At 36.9% G+C, this 20,423-nt stretch carries 16 protein-coding genes; 10 read left to right on the plus strand and 6 right to left on the minus strand.

Annotated elements, in window-relative coordinates; genetic code table 11:
* Positions 1-12 precede the first annotated feature (12 nt).
* Positions 13-489 carry a C-GCAxxG-C-C family (seleno)protein gene (locus ALLST_RS09895; protein ID WP_019892571.1) on the minus strand — a complete coding sequence of 159 codons (477 nt, stop codon included), beginning with the start codon at positions 487-489 and terminating at the stop codon, positions 13-15.
* Positions 490-701: 212 nt separating this feature from the next.
* Here ALLST_RS09895 and ALLST_RS10970 point away from each other — a divergent pair, with 212 nt between their 5' ends.
* The gene (locus tag ALLST_RS10970) at positions 702-1,178 is read left to right on the plus strand and encodes a hypothetical protein (protein WP_019892572.1); all 477 of its coding nucleotides are present in this window, start codon (positions 702-704) and stop codon (positions 1,176-1,178) included.
* A gap of 84 nt (positions 1,179-1,262) precedes the next feature.
* Here the strand turns inward: ALLST_RS10970 and ALLST_RS0103010 are convergent, their stop codons facing one another.
* Positions 1,263-2,312 (minus strand): 3-deoxy-7-phosphoheptulonate synthase, encoded by a 1,050-nt coding sequence (locus ALLST_RS0103010; RefSeq protein WP_019892573.1) that lies wholly within the window; start codon positions 2,310-2,312, stop codon positions 1,263-1,265.
* A gap of 401 nt (positions 2,313-2,713) precedes the next feature.
* Here ALLST_RS0103010 and ALLST_RS0103020 point away from each other — a divergent pair, with 401 nt between their 5' ends.
* Both ALLST_RS0103020 and htpG read left to right on the plus strand, forming a co-directional pair.
* Entirely contained in the window at positions 2,714-3,406 is a 693-nt protein-coding gene (locus ALLST_RS0103020; RefSeq protein WP_019892575.1) for a hypothetical protein, read from the plus strand.
* 199 nt (positions 3,407-3,605) lie between these two features.
* Positions 3,606-5,549 carry a molecular chaperone HtpG gene (gene htpG / locus ALLST_RS0103025; RefSeq protein WP_019892577.1) on the plus strand — a complete coding sequence of 648 codons (1,944 nt, stop codon included), beginning with the start codon at positions 3,606-3,608 and terminating at the stop codon, positions 5,547-5,549.
* A 686-nt stretch (positions 5,550-6,235) separates the two neighbouring features.
* Here htpG and ALLST_RS0103030 read toward each other — a convergent pair.
* Complete coding sequence (locus ALLST_RS0103030) at positions 6,236-6,910, minus strand: HAD family hydrolase (protein ID WP_019892578.1); 675 nt, start codon at positions 6,908-6,910, stop codon at positions 6,236-6,238.
* Between the two features lie 428 nt (positions 6,911-7,338).
* On the opposite strand from ALLST_RS0103030, the gene ALLST_RS0103035 reads away from it, so the two are divergent.
* From ALLST_RS0103035 to ALLST_RS0103045, 3 genes are all read left to right on the plus strand, one after another.
* Positions 7,339-7,998 carry a queuosine precursor transporter gene (locus ALLST_RS0103035; RefSeq protein WP_019892579.1) on the plus strand — a complete coding sequence of 220 codons (660 nt, stop codon included), beginning with the start codon at positions 7,339-7,341 and terminating at the stop codon, positions 7,996-7,998.
* A 172-nt stretch (positions 7,999-8,170) separates the two neighbouring features.
* The gene (gene tgt / locus ALLST_RS0103040; protein ID WP_019892581.1) at positions 8,171-9,415 is read left to right on the plus strand and encodes a tRNA guanosine(34) transglycosylase Tgt; all 1,245 of its coding nucleotides are present in this window, start codon (positions 8,171-8,173) and stop codon (positions 9,413-9,415) included.
* 51 nt (positions 9,416-9,466) lie between these two features.
* Positions 9,467-10,387, plus strand: coding sequence for a hypothetical protein (locus ALLST_RS0103045; RefSeq protein ID WP_019892582.1), 921 nt, complete (start codon positions 9,467-9,469; stop codon positions 10,385-10,387).
* A gap of 227 nt (positions 10,388-10,614) precedes the next feature.
* Here the strand turns inward: ALLST_RS0103045 and aspS are convergent, their stop codons facing one another.
* Complete coding sequence (aspS, locus tag ALLST_RS0103050) at positions 10,615-12,474, minus strand: aspartate--tRNA ligase (protein ID WP_019892583.1); 1,860 nt, start codon at positions 12,472-12,474, stop codon at positions 10,615-10,617.
* Positions 12,475-12,664: 190 nt separating this feature from the next.
* A complete protein-coding gene (gene hisS / locus ALLST_RS0103055; protein ID WP_019892584.1) occupies positions 12,665-14,005 on the minus strand; it encodes a histidine--tRNA ligase in 1,341 nt (446 codons plus the stop codon).
* Between the two features lie 280 nt (positions 14,006-14,285).
* Between hisS and ALLST_RS0103060 the strand changes: the two genes are divergently transcribed.
* From ALLST_RS0103060 to ALLST_RS0103070, 3 genes are all read left to right on the plus strand, one after another.
* Complete coding sequence (locus ALLST_RS0103060) at positions 14,286-16,010, plus strand: ABC transporter ATP-binding protein (RefSeq protein ID WP_019892585.1); 1,725 nt, start codon at positions 14,286-14,288, stop codon at positions 16,008-16,010.
* Positions 16,003-17,874 carry an ABC transporter ATP-binding protein gene (locus ALLST_RS0103065; RefSeq protein ID WP_019892586.1) on the plus strand — a complete coding sequence of 624 codons (1,872 nt, stop codon included), beginning with the start codon at positions 16,003-16,005 and terminating at the stop codon, positions 17,872-17,874. The genes ALLST_RS0103060 and ALLST_RS0103065 overlap by 8 nt, the downstream gene beginning before the upstream one ends.
* Before the next feature lie 354 nt (positions 17,875-18,228).
* Positions 18,229-18,870, plus strand: a complete 642-nt coding sequence (locus tag ALLST_RS0103070) for a putative ABC transporter permease (protein ID WP_019892587.1) — start codon at positions 18,229-18,231, stop codon at positions 18,868-18,870.
* 156 nt (positions 18,871-19,026) lie between these two features.
* Here the strand turns inward: ALLST_RS0103070 and plsY are convergent, their stop codons facing one another.
* Positions 19,027-19,650: a glycerol-3-phosphate 1-O-acyltransferase PlsY gene (gene plsY / locus ALLST_RS0103075; protein WP_019892589.1), complete on the minus strand. Its 624-nt coding sequence runs from the start codon at positions 19,648-19,650 to the stop codon at positions 19,027-19,029.
* A 144-nt stretch (positions 19,651-19,794) separates the two neighbouring features.
* On the opposite strand from plsY, the gene ALLST_RS0103080 reads away from it, so the two are divergent.
* Positions 19,795-20,352, plus strand: coding sequence for a histidine phosphatase family protein (locus tag ALLST_RS0103080; RefSeq protein ID WP_019892590.1), 558 nt, complete (start codon positions 19,795-19,797; stop codon positions 20,350-20,352).
* Positions 20,353-20,423 lie beyond the last annotated feature (71 nt).

The following is a 20,423-nucleotide window of genomic DNA, read 5'->3' on the forward strand; positions in this document are numbered from 1 at the left end:
AATAGATAGAGGCTAAAATAAGCTTGGTTGCTGATCTTGAAGAAGTGAAAGATCAAATTGTGGTTCATATAAGCCGTCATTGATTAAATCGAGTACTGTTTGATTCATTGCTTTAGCGGCAAGTAGACAAGTATTTAAACAGCGAGTTTCAGGGCTATGGTGAACCATTTTAATCTGTGGGCATTGCGTATGGCCAAGCTGTTTGCGAAAGTTTGAAACAAGTAGGCGTTCAGCTTGGGGAAGAATTTTTGTTTCGTGCGCACATGTCTGAACTAACATAGCAGAAAGAGCAGCAGTACATCCGGATAAAGCGCCACATAAGTTTCCAGTATACATACCACCACTAAAACCGGAAAGTAATTTCATTGAGCCATCAGGGAGATGGAGTTGAAATGTTTTGTTACATGCCAGTAAAAGCGTTTCGGAACAACTATAATGTTTGTTCATATAAAAGTCATGAACGTTTTGTTCAAGTAAAGAAAGAGCCATAATTAAATCCTTTCGTGAATTTCATAATCATGAATTGAAATGTCTGTATTATAAAATGCAACAGTCGAATTTGTCATTAAACTTAAACAAATTCACTAAATGATTTTATAGCAAAAGAATTTGACGATCTTTGGTGAATTGACAGAAGATGCACAAGATCATTAAACTTTAAAGTTGAGAAAACAGATTTTACAAAGCGAGAGGGACAGATTATGAACGATCAAAATATAAATAATGAAGTGTTGATGGTTTTGCCACGAAAAACGGTATATACAGCTTCTAAACTTGCTGAAAATTGGGTTTTGAATCAAGATTCTGCTCACTTTTCCATTTCTCTCGAGGGCAGTTTAATTGCTACAGCGTATTGGCAAGAAGCAGATGATTTTGGCATGAATCGCCCAGCTATCGTATTTGAGGGCCAAAGCGATGCGTTAAGAGCGGATCTCTTTACGGCTTTAATGACGCGCATGGCACTTGCTTATGATGAAATTCCTTCCAAATATCCGCTTTATATTCGGTTATTTGAATCTGATTTAGAACTGATTGCTCAAGCAAGTAGAATGGGTTTTGTTCCTTATTTTGGCGAATGGAAAAAGAAAACTGCTCCAGAAAGTGAAGAGGATTGGAAAAGAATCACTGAAGCATTACGCCAAGCTTATCCAGCACAGGATGATGTAATGATTCATTAATCATCAAACAGACCGATCAAAACGAAAGTGAAGAGGAAAACACCCGCAAGATTCTGAAGTGGAATTTGCGGGTGTTTTGTAGGTTTATAGTTCTTGAATTTCTGTGCATTTTGCGTAGATATCTAAAATAAGTTTTTTAGTATCTTCCCATCCTAGACAAGGATCAGTAATAGAAATTCCTTTTTCATAGTTTTCGCAAATATCTTGGCGGCCTTCTTTTAAATAGGATTCAATCATTAAGCCTTTAACAAGATTGCGAATTTCCGGATGATATTTGCGGTTATGCATAACATCCATACAAATACGAATTTGTTCTTTGTATTGTTTGTTGGAGTTGGAGTGATTTGCATCAACGATGACTGCTGGATTTTTCAATCCTGCTTTTTGATAGAGGTCATAGACAATTCTAAGATCCTCATAGTGATAATTAGGGATTGTTTTACCGTATTTGTCTACTCCACCGCGTAAAATAACGTGGGCAAGGGGATTGCCATCGGTATTGACATCATTTTGGCGGTAGATAAAACGATGAGGATGTTGCGCAGCAGTAACAGAATTCATCATGACGGAAAAATCGCCCGAAGTTGGGTTTTTCATTCCGACAGGAATATCAAGTCCAGATGCGACTAAGCGGTGTTGTTGGTTTTCAACGGAACGAGCGCCGACGGCTTCATAGGAAAGTAAATCATCTAAAAAAGAGCGATTTTCTGGATATAACATTTCATCAGCAGTGGAAAGACCAGTTTCTTTTAAAACGCGTAAATGCATTTTTCGAATTGATCTTAATCCTTCTAATAAATCAGGTTCGCTATTGGGATCTGGTTGGTGCAACATGCCTTTATAACCATCACCTGTTGTCCTTGGTTTATTGGTATAAACGCGAGGGATAATCATTAAACGGTCTTTAACGACTTCATTAAGTTGGGCAAGTTTATGGCAATATTCCACAACGCTTTCTTCACAATCCGCAGAACAAGGACCGACAATTAAAATAAAACGATCATCTTTCCCTTCGAAAATATCACGAATTTCTTGATCACGTTTCTTTTTGATCATTTGTGCGTGTTCGGACATTGGAATTTCTTTTTTTAGAAGTTCTGGATCTGGAAGTTGGTGATTAATATGAATAGACATAGTGGACTCACTTTCTAGATATTGTAAAACAGGTATTTGTTTTCAATTTCAACTGCGTATTAGTATAACACTTATAACACTGATTCTAAGTTAGAATGAAACTGTGTTTTCATGAGTTTACACGTTTTACAATTAATTTGCATGGTTTTGTCAAAGGGAATAAAAAAACATAGAAAAAAACAAAAGAATTGTTAAAACCGTAAACGCTGTGCAAACGTTTTCAAAAAAATAGCAAAGAGAAATTTTTTAGGTTCCTAACATATGACAATCTTGCCTTGAGTATTGGGGTTTAGAGATGATTTCATTGCAAAAAATTTTTGTCCATGATTTAATTTTAGATGGCAAATCAAAATGTATTGATTTAAAAACAAAATCAAAAATGAATGTGAGGTTTTATCATTATGAAATTTTATGAAATCCGCCTCGGTGCAATTGAAAATGGGCAAGATTTAGCACCAGTTGAAGGTTCTCAATATATTACTTTAGGTGATGCTGTTCATCATTTAAAAAATCTTTTAGAAGAAATGGAAGCTAATCCTTCTTCTGTAAAAGAAGATGTTGCATTGAATATTGTTCGTGTCGCAAAAACAAATGGGAAAAAGAAATCTAAAGCAAAAGATGTTGTTTTAGTTCAATCCTATGCTGGAATCGATGAAGAATCGAATACGTTCTGCTACGAAGGTGTTGCGTTCTTAACATTCTGCAATGAATTTGAAGCAATGATTTTAGCAGGTCAAAGCGAAGTTGGTTCTTTAGGTCGTTATAGCGTTCAGATGATTGAAGGCGGAAATAAAGAATTATGCTATTTCTCCGACATGGGTATGATTGTTGGTTCTTTAGCACAAATCTCTACTAGTCGTCATATCGTCAATAAACAAGTGATCATCTTCAACCGTACGCAAGCTGACCAACCAGAAGAAATTGCTTCTATCTCCTATTCTTTAAATGATGCAGGGGAAATCCAAATGGCTTGTGAACTCAAAATTGATGAAACTCACCCAGACTATGCGCTTTTACACAAATTTTTAACAGATCCAAAAGCGTTTATGGCGCCAACTGAAGAAGCAGCAAAAGAAGAAACAGAAGCTGAGTAATTACAATTCCAGCATACTTTTAAATCAATTCAATCGAATGGAATAGGCGATCCTTCAATAGGATCGCTTTTCTATTTCTATAGTGCGATCAAACTAAAAGACAGAAAAATTTGTGTGTTCAACTTGCAAGTCATAAGGCTTAGAACTATGATGTTAGCAATCGAATGAGTAGAGTGCTAATTTAGCACAAGGAGGAATTATGGCTGAACAAAAACAGTTTCAGGCGGAATCTGAACGCCTTTTAGATTTAATGGTCAATTCCATTTATACACATAAAGAAATTTTCTTACGTGAGTTAATCTCCAACGCTTCTGATGCGCTAGATAAATATCATCTCTATGCTTTAGAACATCAAATCGCTCCAAGTGATCTTGCCATTACGATTGAACCTGATTTGGACAAACGCACATTAACCATCCGTGATAATGGGATTGGTATGAGCGAACAAGAATTAGAAGAAAACTTAGGAACGATCGCAAAATCTGGATCTCTTGCCTTTAAAGAACAATTGAAAAAACAAAAAGAAGACAATAAAGATCAAGAAAATCAAAATGAAGTCGATATTATCGGTCAATTCGGTGTTGGATTCTATTCCGCATTTATGGTTGCAAAAGAAGTCACAGTTTTGACTAGACGTGTCGATGAAGAACAAGCTTATCAATGGCATTCCGATGGAAAAGCGGGTTATACCATTGAACCAACTGATTATGAAGGCCATGGAACAACGATCATCTTGACGCTCAAAGATGATGATGAAAACGAAAAGTATTCCGAATACCTGAATACTTGGCAAATCCAAGATTTAATTAAAAAATACTCAGACTACATTCGATATCCAATCCAAATGGAAGTGGAAAGACAACAACCGATTGAACAAGTTGGTGAACAAAAAGATGAACCTGTTCAATATGAAACAATTAAAGAACTGAAAACATTAAATTCAATGGTTCCATTATGGAAACGCCCAAAATCAGAAATTACTCAAGAAGAATTTGATCAATACTATCAAAGCCACTTCAATGATTTCACGAAACCATTAAGCACGATTTTCTTCAATGTAGAAGGAAACGTATCATTTAATGCCTTATTGTATATTCCATCAAAGCGTCCTGAAAACTTTTATTCACGCTACTATAAACCAGGATTACAGTTATTCTCTCGTTCTGTAATGATCGAAAACAATTGCGAAAGTTTGCTTCCAGATTACTTACGCTTTGTTAAAGGTCTAGTTGATTCGCAAGATCTTTCCTTGAACATTTCTCGTGAAATGTTACAACATGACCATCAATTAAAATTGATTCGTTCCCGTATTGAAAAGAAAGTCCTTGCTGAATTGAAGTCCATGAAGGAAAAAGATCCTGAATCTTATGCAAAATTCTGGAATGCATTTGGCTTGGATCTCAAATTTGAAGTTTATAACTCCTATGGCGCAAGCAAAGACAAACTGCAGGATTTATTAATGTTCCATTATTCTGAAAGCGATGATTTGATTTCTTTAAAAGACTTCGTTGCCTTATTACCAGAAGATCGTAAAGAAATTTTCTATGCAAGTGGTAATGATGAAACAGATATTTCTAAATTGCCAATTGTCACAAAATTAAAATCCAAAAACATCCCTGTCTTATTGTTGACCGATGAAATTGATGAATTCGTGCTCAGAACGATTGATCAATATGATGAACATCATTTCGTCAATGCAGCACAAGGGGATTTAAACCTGGATAGTGAAGAAGAAAAACAACTGCTTAAAGAACAAAATGACGAAAATAAAGATTTATTAGAATTTATGAAAGAATCTTTACCTCAAGTTAGCGAAGTTCGTTTATCTTCTCGTCTTGTCGATGATCCAGTCATGTTAGTGGCAGGTGAAGAAGGAATGTCCTTTGAAATGGAAAAACTCTTCAATAGAATGGCTCAACAAGATAATCAAGAACAGCCAATTCCAGGAATGCAGGCTAAACGTATTTTAGAAATCAATCCAAATGCGAAAGTCTGGGCTGTTTTACGGACAAACTTTACAAGTGACAAAGACAAAGTTAAAGCAATTAGCCAAGTCCTTTATGATCAAGCTTGCTTGATTGCTGGATTTAACTTGGAAGATCCAATCGGATTTAGCCGTCGCGTTGCTGACTTACTTGGATAAATAAAACATCTCCATTCACAATTATATATTCGGGATTCATGCTCTAAGGATCTCACGAATCAGATTTTGCCTGATTTGTGAAGTGTTCTTAGAGCATTTTTGTTCACTGGTTTGACACTTAGAAACATTGAGAAGAGAAAACTGTACAGCTGATTTTCTAGAAGGAGTTAGAAGCAATATGCTTCTCGCATAAATCGATATAGCCAAAAATATGTATGCTCGAATAGAACCTACTTGTACTCCTTGAAGAAGAAACAAAAAAGGAGATAGATTTCAGTTTTTTTACATTTGAATAATAAAACAAAGGAGGATCAGTTTTCACTGTTCCTCCTAAAATACGCCCTTGAGCCACGTAGGTCATCAAGGTACTCTCACAATGCTATATATATTACATCATATATGTGTTGTTATAGAAGCGTATTTCTATAGATGCGGTAGTTATGTTATAGGGATTTTAATCTGGGCATGTCAAGAACAAACAGGATTACGATAAAACTTTCATTCGAGTCTGATGATTAGGAATTCCATCATATTCGGATTACTTTGGACGCAATAACTTTCGGGTTACTTAATTTAAAAAATAGATCTGGTGATTTGAATTTACAGACTTATTTTTGTGGACTGTCATTCCAAAGAGATAATAAAAGGCATCCAAAAGATGCCTAGTAAAAGCAGATTAAATGTTATTATGCAAAAAATTCGCGTTTGATTTCATCCATCGTCATGACGACTTGATGGATCTCAGGAATGTCTTTGACTTGGTCAGCCAAATGCGCTGAATCAAGTAAGCGAATATCTTTGATCCCAGCTTGAATCGCACTAGAAATTCCCGATTTGGAATCTTCGATCACCGTGATCTTTTCTTCAGGTAGGCCAAGAATGTGAGCGGCTTTATGAATCATCGCAATTTTGTTTTCGTAAGTTCCATCATCATAAACGATATGTTCAGGTTTGATCCATTGATCTAAATGAAAGCTTTCAACAAAGAAATCGATGTTGTCTTTGATGGATGCTGAGGCGATTGTAAATGGAATTTGTTTTGCTTGAAGTTCGTTAAATAAAGCTTCAGCACCTATGATCAGGTGGAAATTATCAACATCTTGGCGACAGAAATCGCGATAGTATTGTTCTTTTAAAACGGAATAATGATCTTCTAATTTGGCATTTTCTTGTCCACCGTTAAGATAGCGAACGATCATTTTATTAGGCATCCCATTCATGTGGGTGTGTAGTTCTTCTTCGGTGATCGCTTTGCCTCGAATTTCTTGCGCAATTTTACTCCACGCTTTAACGTGTTTATCATTATCGAGAAACAGAGTGCCATTAAAATCAAAAATGATGCCATTGAGAGGTTGAGTCATATTTAAATATCCTTTATCTAATTGTTTTGTTGGATTCAACAAAAGGACCACAAATTTTCAAAAAATTGTTTAACAGATCTCGATAGGGTCCAAGAGTTTGTATGAGTAATTCTTGTAATTTCAATCGAGAATTGCAGCCCATACTGTCGAATTTGTTATAGACGAAATTGTTTGACTCGTCAACTTCCAATAAGATCCTACAAGTGTCTGTATTTTGATCTGGAGACCTATTTTATGTTTTTCGCATGTTGTTTGTTTATGGATAGTTTTAAGGAGAATATTACATAAGAACTTTGATTATTGAATTTAAAGAGCGAAAAAAAGCAAAAATATTAAGTTAATCAACAAGAAGAAAAAATGAAACCGGTATAAAGGGAATATAAATGGATTTGTTTCTTTGAAGAATTTACTTCGTTATAATAAAACGCATGAAATATGATATTAAAAAAATTCAGTTATTAATCTTGATTACTGCTTTAAGTAGTGGAACATTATTGATTTCCAATTTAAGCGCAGTAAAACTTTGGGACTTATTAGGCATTGCCGTGGATGGTGGTTTAGTCCTGTTCCCACTTTCTTATCTTCTTGGGGATATCACCATCGAACTATTTGATAAACGAGTTGCGAAAAACGTCATTTTATCTGGCTTTTTAATTAACGCGATCGCGGTTCTCGTTTTCTATATTGTCATTGCTTTGCCAGCTTATCCGGGATGGGATATGCAAGAAGCATATGCGGCAATCTTCGGCTTTTCACCAAGAATTATTTTTGGTAGCTTAACGGGATTTGTATTATCAGGCTTTTTGAACAACTACTTGTTTGTCAAAATGAAACAATCCAACTCTTACTTTGCGAAAAGCTTTATTGCCAGAGCATTAGCATCCAGTGTTTTTGCTCATATTCTTGATTCCGCAACGTTCGAATTTATCGCCTTCTTTGGTGTATTGCCATTCAATGAATTCTTGGCACAAGCAGTCTTTGCGTATGTATTAGGACTTGGCATTGAATTTATTTTATCTCCGATTGAAGTTGCAATCGAAAAAGTTTTAAAGAAATGGTTAAACACACCAGCTCAACAAAATGCCTAAATGAAAATCAGAGTCACTCCAACCTAGTTGGACACTCTGATTTTTTTCTTTTGAAATCCATAAGACTTTTTGCACAGTTTTGATAAGATAGAGAGAGTCGAATTTAAAGCAATTTATGACAAAGCAAAAATAAGATTGAAGCTTTGCATTGTATATATAGAGAGGTTTTTACATGGAAGAAAAACAATTAGAAGGATTAAGTTTTGATATTGAAGCACGAATCCCGGGAAAATTAGGTCGTGCGGGAACGATTCATACGCCACATGGCGATATAAAAACTCCAGCATTTATGTGCGTAGGAACATATGGAGAAGTGCGCTTTGTGTCGATGGAAGATTTGAATTCAATTTGCGCCCAAACAATGCTCTCCAATGGGTATCACTTACGTAATAAATCTTATGACATTGCCAAGGATGGTGGATTGGCTAAATGGTCAGGTTGGAATGGACCAACACTAACAGACTCTGGTGGATTTCAAGTCATGTCTTTAGGAAGCGGGATTGGTAAAGTCGTGTCCATGGAACGTGAAAATGAAGTGGTCAATGCTCCGAAAAAAGATCGCCTTGCCATCGTTACAGAAGAGGGAATTCAATTCCATGATCCATATACAGATCAAGATGACATGATTGGTCCAAAAGAATCAATGGATATTCAAAACCGGATTGGAGCAGATATTCATATGGCTTTTGATGAACTGACTTCTTTAGCCGATACATATGAATATAACAAAGAAGCTTTAGCGCGCACGGAAAGATGGGCCCAAGTGTCTTTAGATGAACATAAAAAACATCGTGATGATTTAGGTTATCGCCAATCTTTATATGGTGTTTTACAAGGTGGGCGTTGGGAAGATTTACGTCGTTCCACTGCTAAAAAACTAGGTCAAATGGACTTTGATGGTTATGGACTTGGTGGAGCATTCCTCAAAAGTGATTTGGGCAATATTTTACGCTGGTGTAATGAAGAACTTCCAGAAAACAAACCTCGTCATTTATTGGGATTATCTCGTCCAGATGATATTTTGATCGGTGCGGAAATGGGGGCCGATACATTTGATTGTGTTGCACCAACCCGTGAAGCACGCCATGGTCGCATTTATACAAAATATGGTCATATCAACATCAAAAAATTTGAAGGAAGCCAAGAAGTTTTAGATCCGCATTGCGATTGTCCAGTTTGTAAAGCGGGCTGGACAAGAGATCAATTGCGCTCTTTACTGAAAAGTAAAAATCCTGATGATCGCGCAAAATACTTCAACCTTGCTAGCATCCATAACTTGCGCTTTACGATTCGTTTGACAGAAGAAATTCGCCAAGCGATTATCGATGGTCGTTTTGAAGAATATAAAGATGAATTTATGAAGAACTATTATAGTTACGCAAAAAATGGTGCAGCAGATCCAAATCGACACAATTAAGTGTTTAAATGCTTCAAGTCAAAATCAAATTGAACAGGAAAGAAATAAATTATGGCAGTAAATACGATCAATCAAAACAATAAGAAGAGTTTTCGATCCAGCAGTTCATTAGATCGAGACGCATTTGAATTTGTTTTGTCACAACTCGATCAAGGAATGATTGAGTTTCTAGAAGACTTAAAAACGATGGAAGTTGATCTGATTAATTCAAGATATAATGGGAAGTATACTGTGAACCAGGAACAATTCATCAAGTCAATTGCGAATATTTTCCAGATTGATGAAGATCAAATTTTCCAAGTCTTAAATGAAAATCCGAATCTGAGCAATAATGAATTGTATGCAATACTGATTCAACTAAGTGGTTTAAGTGAATTTGAATTCTTTAAGCGACTTATGATTGAAAATGAAGATATAGAAGGGCTAGAAAATCTACTTTTATGCGAGCAAATTGCAAAAGATTGCAATATAGAGATTGAGGACATGATGGGAATTTTATTCAATCCAAACCTTGAACGAGGAGAAATCATGTCTGAACTGGCAAAAAGTGCAAATATGAGCGAATTAGAACTCGTTCAACGCCTTGCTTCTAATCGTCTAGGCAGTCAAATGTTTCAATCGGTCGAATTATTCGCAAAGATGTGTAACATGAGTGAAGATGAATTGATGCATGCATTTAATGATTATTCTAATCTTGATGAAAATGAGTTTATGGAATATTTGATGCAAAAGAGTGGGATGACTGAAGAAGAAATCTTAGCCTACCTTTCTAATCCAACAACAATGCTAGATCTAGATCAAGGCGATCAACAAATTCATTCCTACTCGATCAATGTTCTTGAAGAACTTGCAAAAAGATATGGATTGAGTATGGAACAACTCATTGAAGAGCTAGATCAAATGGAAGATCTTGATGAAAAGGATCCAGAAGATATTGCAAATGCTCTTTCACGCTCATCGAAATTAAATTAATAACAAAAGAGAAGTTCCCTTTAAAAAGGCACAATAGATGTCTTGAAAAGGGAACTTTTTTGTGACTAAATTTTGATTTATCAAAACAAAAAAGAGTAGCGAATGAAATCGCGATGAATCATTGAATCTTGTCTCTAGTGGATTGGATCTTTTTAAGAAAAAAACCAACCTATGCGATTGGTATTCAATCACATTTGGTTGGTTTTATTTTGATCGATAGATTTGAATTAGTTTTGGCTTTCTTTCCATTGACGGATTTCGTCTAAGGAGACTTGGATAGTTTCGCCATTGGAAAGTTGAACAGGAACGTTTCCAGCTTGGATTGCTGTTAACATATCTCTTTGTTTGTCATCAATGCAAATAGCAAGTTCTAATTCGTCTAATTGCACATCATCGACTGTATTTGGTGCTTCAGACATTGGGTCACGAGCAGAAGCATTTTTAGGGAATGCGATGACGTCACGAATGGAATCAGTACCTGCAAGGATCATTGCGATACGGTCTAAACCGAAGGCAAGTCCACCATGAGGAGGTGTTCCATATTGGAAGGCATCGATGAAGAAGCCGAATTTTTCTTGAGTTTGTTCTGGAGTGAAGCCTAATACTTCAAAGATTTTATCTTGTAAATCTTGTTCGTAAATACGTAAAGATCCACCACCAAGTTCATAACCGTTTAAAACGCAGTCATAAGCATTTGTTTTGACTTCGCCAGGGTTTGTATCCAGTAATGGGATGTCTTCGCGTTTAGGCATTGTGAATGGGTGGTGTTGAGAAACCCAACGGTTTTCTGTTTCCGACCATTCGAACATTGGAAAGTCAACAACCCATAAGAAGGAGAATTCGTCTTTGTTTTTGAGTCCTTTTAAAGATGCGATATCGTTACGTAAAGAACCAAGAGCGTTACATGCTTTTAACCAAGCATCGCTGATCATTAAGATTGCTCCACCATCTTGAACATTTGAAGCAGCAACTAATGCATCTAATTCTTCTTGGCTTAACGATTTAACAGCAGAGCCACTTAAAGCGCCATCTTTGTATTTGAAGACAACTAAGCCGTTAGCGCCATATTTACGCGCATCAGAAGTTAAGTTTTTAATTTCTTTATTGGAAGGCGCAAAGTCTTCAACTACGATGCCTTTAATTACACCTTTGTTTTCAATTGTGTTCTTGAAAGGAACGAATTCAGAATGTTCAAACAAGTTTGTGAAGTCTTGTAATTCCATGCCAAAGCGGTTATCTGGTTTGTCAGATCCGTATTTGTCCATTGCTTCGTTCCAAGTCATTCTCAAGAATGGAGTTGGAATATCAATACCTTTGACATCTTTCATCAGTTTTTTGAGCATGTCTTCCATCATGGACAAAATCTGATTTTCATCTAAGAACGATGTTTCGATATCTAATTGCGTAAAGTCAGTTTGACGATCGGCACGTAAGTCTTCGTCACGGAAGCAACGAGCGAATTGGTAGTAACGTTCAAAACCGGAAATCATTAACAGCTGTTTGTAAAGCTGTGGAGATTGAGGCAGGGCATAGAAAGTTCCAGGGTGAACACGGCTAGGAACTAAGAAGTCACGTGCCCCTTCTGGTGTGGAACGACCTAATACAGGTGTTTCAATTTCTGTAAAATCGTGATGGTCTAAGAATTCACGCAAAGATTGCACAATTTTGGAGCGCATGATTAAGTTTTTCTGCATGACTGGACGACGTAAGTCCAAGTAGCGGTATTTCATACGTGTATCTTCTAAAGCATCTGTTTCATCCGCAATGATGATTGGTGTTACTTTTGAAGAATTGACGATTTCAAATTCTTTGACGACGATTTCGATTTCGCCAGTAGGAAGTTGTGGGTTTTTGTCCTTACGTTCTTCAACGAGACCTTTAACGTGTAAAAGGTATTCTTGACGAACGTCTTTTAATTGGGCATTAAAGCTTTCATCAAAAACGAGTTGCACAATTCCTGTGCGGTCTCTTAAGTCGATGAAGTTCATTGCCCCGAAGTTACGTTTTTTGGAAACCCAACCGATGAGCTCAACAGCTTCTCCTTGGTTGGATAAACGTAAAGTGCCATTGTAATGGCTACGATTCATGTTTTTCATCCTTTCCTTTATTCGACAAGATATCTTGAATCAGGATTAAACATTTTTGTTTGATCCTGATTCTTAAGATATTTGTGTTTAACATATTCAATGTATATTGAGTTATTTGACTTAAGTTAGCCAAAGAACTCAATAGGGCTGAGTAAACGAGCGATGTTTTCTTGCAGAGATGGATACAAGATTAGTGATCATGACCACACGTGCAGTTTTCTTGTCCGCATGTGCAATGTTCATGATCGTGTTCATCTTCATCTGCTAAATGTTGATCTAAAAAATCAACTAATTCTTCAACTGGAATTGTGACTTGTTCGCGTGTTTCTGTGATTTTGATTGTCACAGTTTCATTAGCAAGTTCATCTTCACCAATTAATAAGTTAAAGGCAGATTTAGCGCGATCGGCTGCTTTGAATTGACCTTTAAACGATTTTTGCATGAAGTCCATATCACTTCTAAAGCCATTAGCACGAAGTAAAGTCAAAATGTTGAATGCATAATCACGTGCTTCTGGATTGAGAACCATGATGTAAGCATCTAAACCAGGTTTTCCACCTAAATCGATTCCTTCAGCTTCTAATGCTAATAATAAACGTTCTTCACCAAGCGCCCATCCAATTCCGGATTGTTCTGGTCCACCGAAGTAAGGAATTAAGTTGTCATAACGACCACCAGCAAGCAGTGTAGATTGAGAACCCATGCCTTCATCTTCAGAAACGATTTCAAATACAGTGTGTGTGTAGTAATCCAGACCACGAACGAGTTTAGAATCGATACGGTAAGGAATTTCCATCATGTCTAAAAGACGAGTTACAGTTTCAAAGTATTCACGGCTTTCATCGGTTAAATAGTCGTGAAGGTCTGGTGTGTGCTTCATGCATTCTTTATCATGATCCACTTTGCAGTCGAGTAAGCGTAATGGGTTTTGTTCGTAACGACGCTTACAATCTCCACAAAGATCTTCTACATAAGGTGCAAAGTATTCTTTTAAGGCGTTGCGATAAGCAGCACGTGATTGGTCATCACCAAGTGTATTCAATAAAATTGTGATGTGTTCAAGACCTAAAGATTTTAAAATTGAGTAAGCCATGACCATAGCTTCAACATCGGCATAAGGGCTCTTTAAACCTAAAGATTCAATACCGAATTGGTTGAAAATGCGTAAACGACCTTTTTGTGGACGTTCGTGGCGGTGCATAGGTCCCATATAAAATAACTTGACTGGTAAGTCAGGGTTAGAAAACATTTTATTTTCGACGTATGAACGAACTACACCGGCAGTTCCTTCAGGACGTAAAGTCACGCTGGTATGAGAATTAGCGGGAGTGAATGTGTACATTTCTTTGTTGACCATGTCAGACGAATCATTGTCGCGTTTGAAGACATTAGTATGTTCAAAGATTGGAGTACGGATTTCATCAAAGTTATAGATGTAACAAAACTGACGAAGAAGTTTTTCGAGTTGTTGCCAACGATATCCTTCGTCTCCATAAATGTCCTGTGTTCCTCTAGGGATCTGATAGCTCATAAAAACCTCCATTATGACTGATCCAAAGTGTAGGCAGTCATCATCTTATTTTAGCGCAACTCGAAACAAAACGAGTGAAAATCAAATTCGATCTGCATAAATCACTATAAATTCATCATATTTCGTGAGTGAAAAACGATATAACGGAGTGATGAGAATTGTGAGAAATATATATTGAAAGAAAATGAGCTAAAAAAGAGGAAAGTACATCGAATTTATGCAAACTAACTTTTATTTGATTATCATGTATGATGGTAATTTGAAAGGGGGAGATGGATGAGTGAATTCATCAGTATTAGCCCAAGCAAAAGGGATGCGACGCTGGTTTATTTTAGCCCTTTTGTTTATTGCGATCGAAACAAGTTTTGAAGTTATTATTCCATTTTTAATGTCCGATATTATCGATGTGGGGATTGTACAAAGAGATACATCTATCTTTATCAATCGCGGATTATGGATGGTTGTCTGTGCCATTGGCTCATTTTTGTTTGGCTTGTTATATGCCAAATGTGCAGCGAAAGCCTCAGCACGCTTTGCGAGCCAATTACGCCAAAAACAATTTGAAAAGATCACATCGTTTTCGTTTGAGAATATTGATCAGTTCGAATCTTCTGGACTGATTACGAGAATGACAAGTGACGTTCTTGTTTTACAAAATACGATCACCAATGGGATTCGTCCTTTTGCTAGAGGTCCATTGATGCTCGTTTTAGGGATTGGTATGTGTTTGATGATCAATCCCACTTTAACGCTGATCTTTTTTGGAGCTTTTCCTATCATGGGGTTGATCATGACTTGGATTGTTTCTAAAGTTGTTCACCAATATCAATGGATCCAAAAATATGTTGATGTGCTCAATAGTGTTGTCGAAGAAAATTTGATTGCAATTCGTCTTGTTAAAGCATTCGTGCGTAAAGATTTTGAATTAGAGCGATTTGATCGTGTGAATTCCGATTTGGCCGCATTAAATGAAAAGACCAATCGTTATGCCTTTTTGAATGTACCGGCATTCCAAGGTTCAATGTATGCCGTCATTATTCTGCTACTTTGTCTTGGATCGGGCATGATTATTCAAGGAACGATCCAAGTTGGAGAACTGACGGGTATGTTGTCGTATGTTCTGCAGATCATGAACTCGTTTATTATGATGTCCAATGTTTTCTTGTTGTTTTCAAGATCACTCGCTTCTCATAATCGAATTCAAGAAGTATTAGATCAACAACCAACCATGGTTAAGCCAAAACAGGGTCAAGTGCTGCAAGATGGTTCGATTGTCTTTGATCATGTTTCTATGAAATATGCGGTAGACAGTGAAGAGAGTGTTTTAGAAGATATCAATTTAAATATTGAATCTGGTAGTCGAGTGGGCATTATCGGGGCGACTGGTTCAGGAAAATCGACGCTTGCGATGCTCATTGCCCGTTTGTATGACCTGAGTGAAGGACAATTACGCGTTGGAGGCGTTGATATAAAAGATTTAGATCTTTTTGAACTGCGCAATTCAATTGGTATGGTTTTACAAAAAAATGTCCTGTTTTCAGGAACGGTTCGTGACAACCTAAAATGGGGCGATCCTAGTGCCGATGATGATCGTTTATTATGGGCGATTGAAATGGCAGGAGCAAAAGAGTTAATTGAACGCCTTCCGGGTGGTTTGGATATGGAACTTGGCCAACAAGGGGTCAATGTCTCGGGCGGCCAAAAACAACGTTTGTGTATCGCACGAGCATTGTTGAAAAATCCAAAAATTTTAATTTTTGATGATTCAACTTCGGCTGTTGATACAAAAACAGATGCAAAAATTCGGAAAAACTTAGCCTCAATTCCAAATTTAACGCAAATCATCATCGCCCAACGGATTAGCTCGATTCGTCATTGTGACCAAATCGTTGTTATGGATCAAGGGCAAATTGTGCAAACGGGAACGCATGATGAATTATTGAAAACAAGTCCGATTTATCAAGAAATTTTTGAATCGCAACAAGGAGGAATGCAGGATGAATAAAACAAATCGTACTGATTCTTCTGTCAATCAACATCAACAGCGCAAAAGTGCTTTAGGGCAATTGTTGCATTATATGGGCAACCATAAATTTGAATTTTTATTTGTTGCGATTTTAGTCACGATCTCCGGACTAGCAAACTTGATTGGTACGTATATGCTTCGACCAATCATCAATGCAGCAGGGGATCAAAAGATGGATCGTTTAGCGACACTTTTGATCACGACGATTGTCATTTATGTTTGCGGAGTGATTGCTGCATGGGGTTATACGCAAATTATGGCGCGCAGTGCCCAACAAGTTACACGAGAAATTCGCCATGATTTGTTTAAGAAGATGCAAGACTTACCACTTAAAGTATTTGATACGACGCAATATGGCGATTTAATGGCACGCTTTACAAGTGATGTGGATACGGTCAATGATGCGTTAAACAATGCGTTTGCTTCAGTGATTCAAAACTTTATCCAATCAGCCGGAACAATGATTATGTTGTTTGTGCTCAACTGGAAACTGTCACTGATTGTTGTTGGATTTTATGCATTGATGCTGATCTATATTTTGATTGCTTCCAAGATCAGTAAACGTTATTTTGGAAACCAACAAAAATTTATTGGTGCTTTAAATGGTTATGTGGAAGAAATGATTGCCGGCTTAAAAGTCGTGAAAGTCTTCAACCATGAACAAGCAAGTATCCAACGATTCAATGAATATGACGATTCACTTGAACAAGCAAGCGAACGAGCATTGTCTTATTCTCAAACGATGGTGCCGGTCATTGTTTCTTTCTCGTATATCAACTATGCCATTGTTGCAGTTGTTGGTGGTTACATGGTGTTAAGTGGTCAAAGCGATGTGGGCTCACTGGCTAGCTATTTAGTATTCGTGCGCCAAGCAGCAGCGCCAATTAACTCTGTCGTTCAACAATCAACATTATTATTAACGGCACTTTCAGGAGCTCAACGTATCTTTGATTTCATGAAAATTGAACCAGAGATTGACCAGGGAAATGTAACGTTGGCCTATGGAAAGAAAGATCCCCAAACAGGAACATGGACAGAAAGTCAAACGCTTGAAGATGGATGGGTTTGGAAACATCCCCGTGCGAATGGAAGTTATGAATATGTTCCTCTACAAGGTGATGTTCGCTTTGAACATGTGAACTTTTCCTATGTTTTGGGAAAACAAATTTTACATGACTTAAATCTTTATGCCATGCCTGCACAGACGATTGCGATTGTCGGTTCGACAGGAGCTGGGAAAACAACAATTACTAACTTATTGAATCGGTTCTATGAAATTGATTCGGGATCGATTCTCTATGATGGCATTGATATTCGTCTAATTGCAAAAGCAGATCTAAGACGATCTTTGAGTATGGTTTTACAAGACACGCACCTTTTTGCCGGAACGATCATGGACAATATCCGCTATGGAAACTTATCGGCAAGTGACCAAGAGTGTATTGAAGCAGCAAAACTCGCCAATGCGCATTCATTTATTCGTCGTTTACCACAAGGATATCAAACTCAAATTGGTACAGAAGGATCGTCTTTATCGACAGGTCAACGCCAATTGTTGGCGATCGCAAGGGCAGCAGTGGCCAATCCACCTGTTCTTGTTTTAGATGAAGCAACTTCAAGCATTGATACCCGTACGGAAAAATTAATCGAAAAAGGAATGAAATCGTTAATGGATGGACGAACAACATTTGTGATTGCCCATCGTTTATCTACTGTACGGAATGCCGATTGTATTGTTGTCATGGATCAAGGACGTATTGTGGAAAGAGGAAACCACGAACATTTAATGGAGAAAAAAGGTTATTATTACCAACTCTATAATGGAATGTTTGAACTCAGTTAATTTCGTCATTCAAACACAAATTAAAAAGTGATCTTTATCATTTCAATTAAAATGATGATATAGATTAAACCGTTGCTGCAAAAATGATGTAGCAACGGTTTTTCTTTGCTCTTTCTATGCTTAGAAATAACTGAACTGGATGAATAGAATAGAGTTTTTAAATGCCAAAGGATTAAGGAAATGATTGCCAAGGATCTCTTGCATAAGTGCAATGTTGATGAACAGAAAAATCATGAATCTTTTAATGATGTAAAACTGTTTTAAGTAGGGCTTATTAATTTTCAATTAGCGGCAAGGACGATATTATAGCTAACATAAACGCTGCATGAAGCATAAAAACAAAGAAGGTAAAAAATGCAGAATATTAGTTATTTTGATTTTTTCTGGCTCTTTATGTTTGGAAATCTTGCCGGTGTACTTGTAGAGGGTGTTTGGTGCAAGATTCGTTACGGAAAATGGGAGACCCATTCGGTAACCATATTAGGAGCTTTTAATTTAGTTTATGGAATTGGGCTTCCAGTCTTTTATTTGGGCAGTTTATTGATTTCGCAATATCACTGGTTTTTCGTTTTCGTGATCATGGCTTTGCTCGGTTCGCTAGTTGAATATTTATGTGGTTTACTTTTACGCATTGGTCTTAAAATGCGAGCTTGGGATTACCGAAAACATTTTTGGAATATTCAAGGAATTATTAGTCTGAAAATGTTCTTCATTTGGGGGATCTTAGGTGTAATCTTTAGTCAATCTTTACTCGATCCAATACAAAATATGCTGTCTTATATGACAGGATGGTGGTGGAATTTAGCCGGAATTATACTGACAGTTTATATGATCGGAAATTTGCTACTCACGCTTGTTTGCGTGATTCGTTGGTCCAACCGCCAACAAGGAAAAGCAGCTGCTAATCGATTGACCCAATGGATTGATCAACATTATCCAGATGCAAAAATGGAAAAGAAATTCTTCTACTGGCATTTTTTGGATGAAGACGAATAAGTTTTCTTAAATGAGTCTGATCAAAAAAATAACGCAATGTTTGAATTTAGCTCACGCTAAAGTGTGAAAAGATATAAAAGTGGCATGAATTACGAAAGATATAAATCAAAAGAGATAAGAAAAGCATGGATCAAAACGACCCATGCTTTTTAAATTCTAAAGCCAAGTGATTCGACTTTCTTTGTTTTGACGAACTTTAACAATGTTCGTACGATGACGATAAATGACTAATAATGTCAAAAGCCAAGAGAAGACGATGACTAAAATGTGTTCGAGATCTGTTGACCAGCCCATTGACATAATCTGTAAAGAACTCGATACAGCGGCGCAAATTGAAGCAACAGAAACCCATTTGTATAAATACAATACGATAAAGAACATCAACAAAGGAACAATGATGTAGAACGGATTTTTGAAGACAAAAATGGTAATCCCCAATAAAAATCCGAACATGCTGGCTACTGCTTTACCACCTTTGAAATGCGCAAAGATTGGATAACAATGGCCGACACAAGTCATGAATCCCGCAAGCATTGCGCAAGGATTGCTGACAAGGCTACCGATATAAATCGCTAAAACGACTTTTAAAGCATCTAAAGCAATGACACTTACGCCTGCTTTTTTGCCTAAAACACGTCCAGCGTTAGTACCGCCGGGGTTTCCTGATCCATATTGGCGAATATCTTTATGATAAAAAACTTTTCCGATGACTAATGCAAAAGGGATGGAGCCGAGTAAATAGCCGCATAAGCAGGCTAAGAAAAACCATAAATAATCCATAATTTACCTCTTAATTTCTTTTTCATTATACCAGTCTGCAAAAAAGATTGAACAAAAACGGATCTAAGCAGTTGTGATTTGCTAAAGTAAAGAAAGAAAACGGTTTTAATCGAACAACATCCAATAACAATACAGGAGAATTATATGAAATATGTAATGATCATTCGCCATGGCCAAACTGCTAGTCCAGCTGGAATTAAAGGACGACAAGAATATGACTTGTGCAATGAAGGAAAACAAACAATGAACTTAGTTGCAACGCTCATCGATTATATGAATGTTGAAAAAAGTTTAATCGTGACAGGACCTTTAAGACGCGCGCTTGAATCTGGAAAAATTCTCAATACAACAAATCTACCAATGGAAATCATGGATGAATTTGATGAAATCGATGTAGGAAATTTAGTTGGATATACTGGAGAAGTGGATTTAGACGAATATGATGCCAAAGTTCAAGAAAACCATGCTGAATCAAGTGCACATGCTGTTTCTAGAGCGATGAAGGGCTTGTTGAAAATTAAACAAAAGCACGGACAAACAACAGTGGTGGTCAGCCATTCCTTTTTGATGACACTACTTTATTTAGAACTGAATAAGGCAGAACATATGCCAATGATGGTGCCACTCAATCATGGATTTGGGTATGTGATCGATCTCGACACGATGACCATTGTTCAAGCCTTTCCGGATCTCGATGAATAATTGGAAATCAATAGAGATAAAAAATGAGGGTTTTCAGTACAATTGCAAAATTCTTTTTTATGATCAAAAAG

This window comes from Allobaculum stercoricanis DSM 13633, assembly GCF_000384195.1.
GTDB lineage: Bacteria > Bacillota_I > Bacilli_A > Erysipelotrichales > Erysipelotrichaceae > Allobaculum > Allobaculum stercoricanis.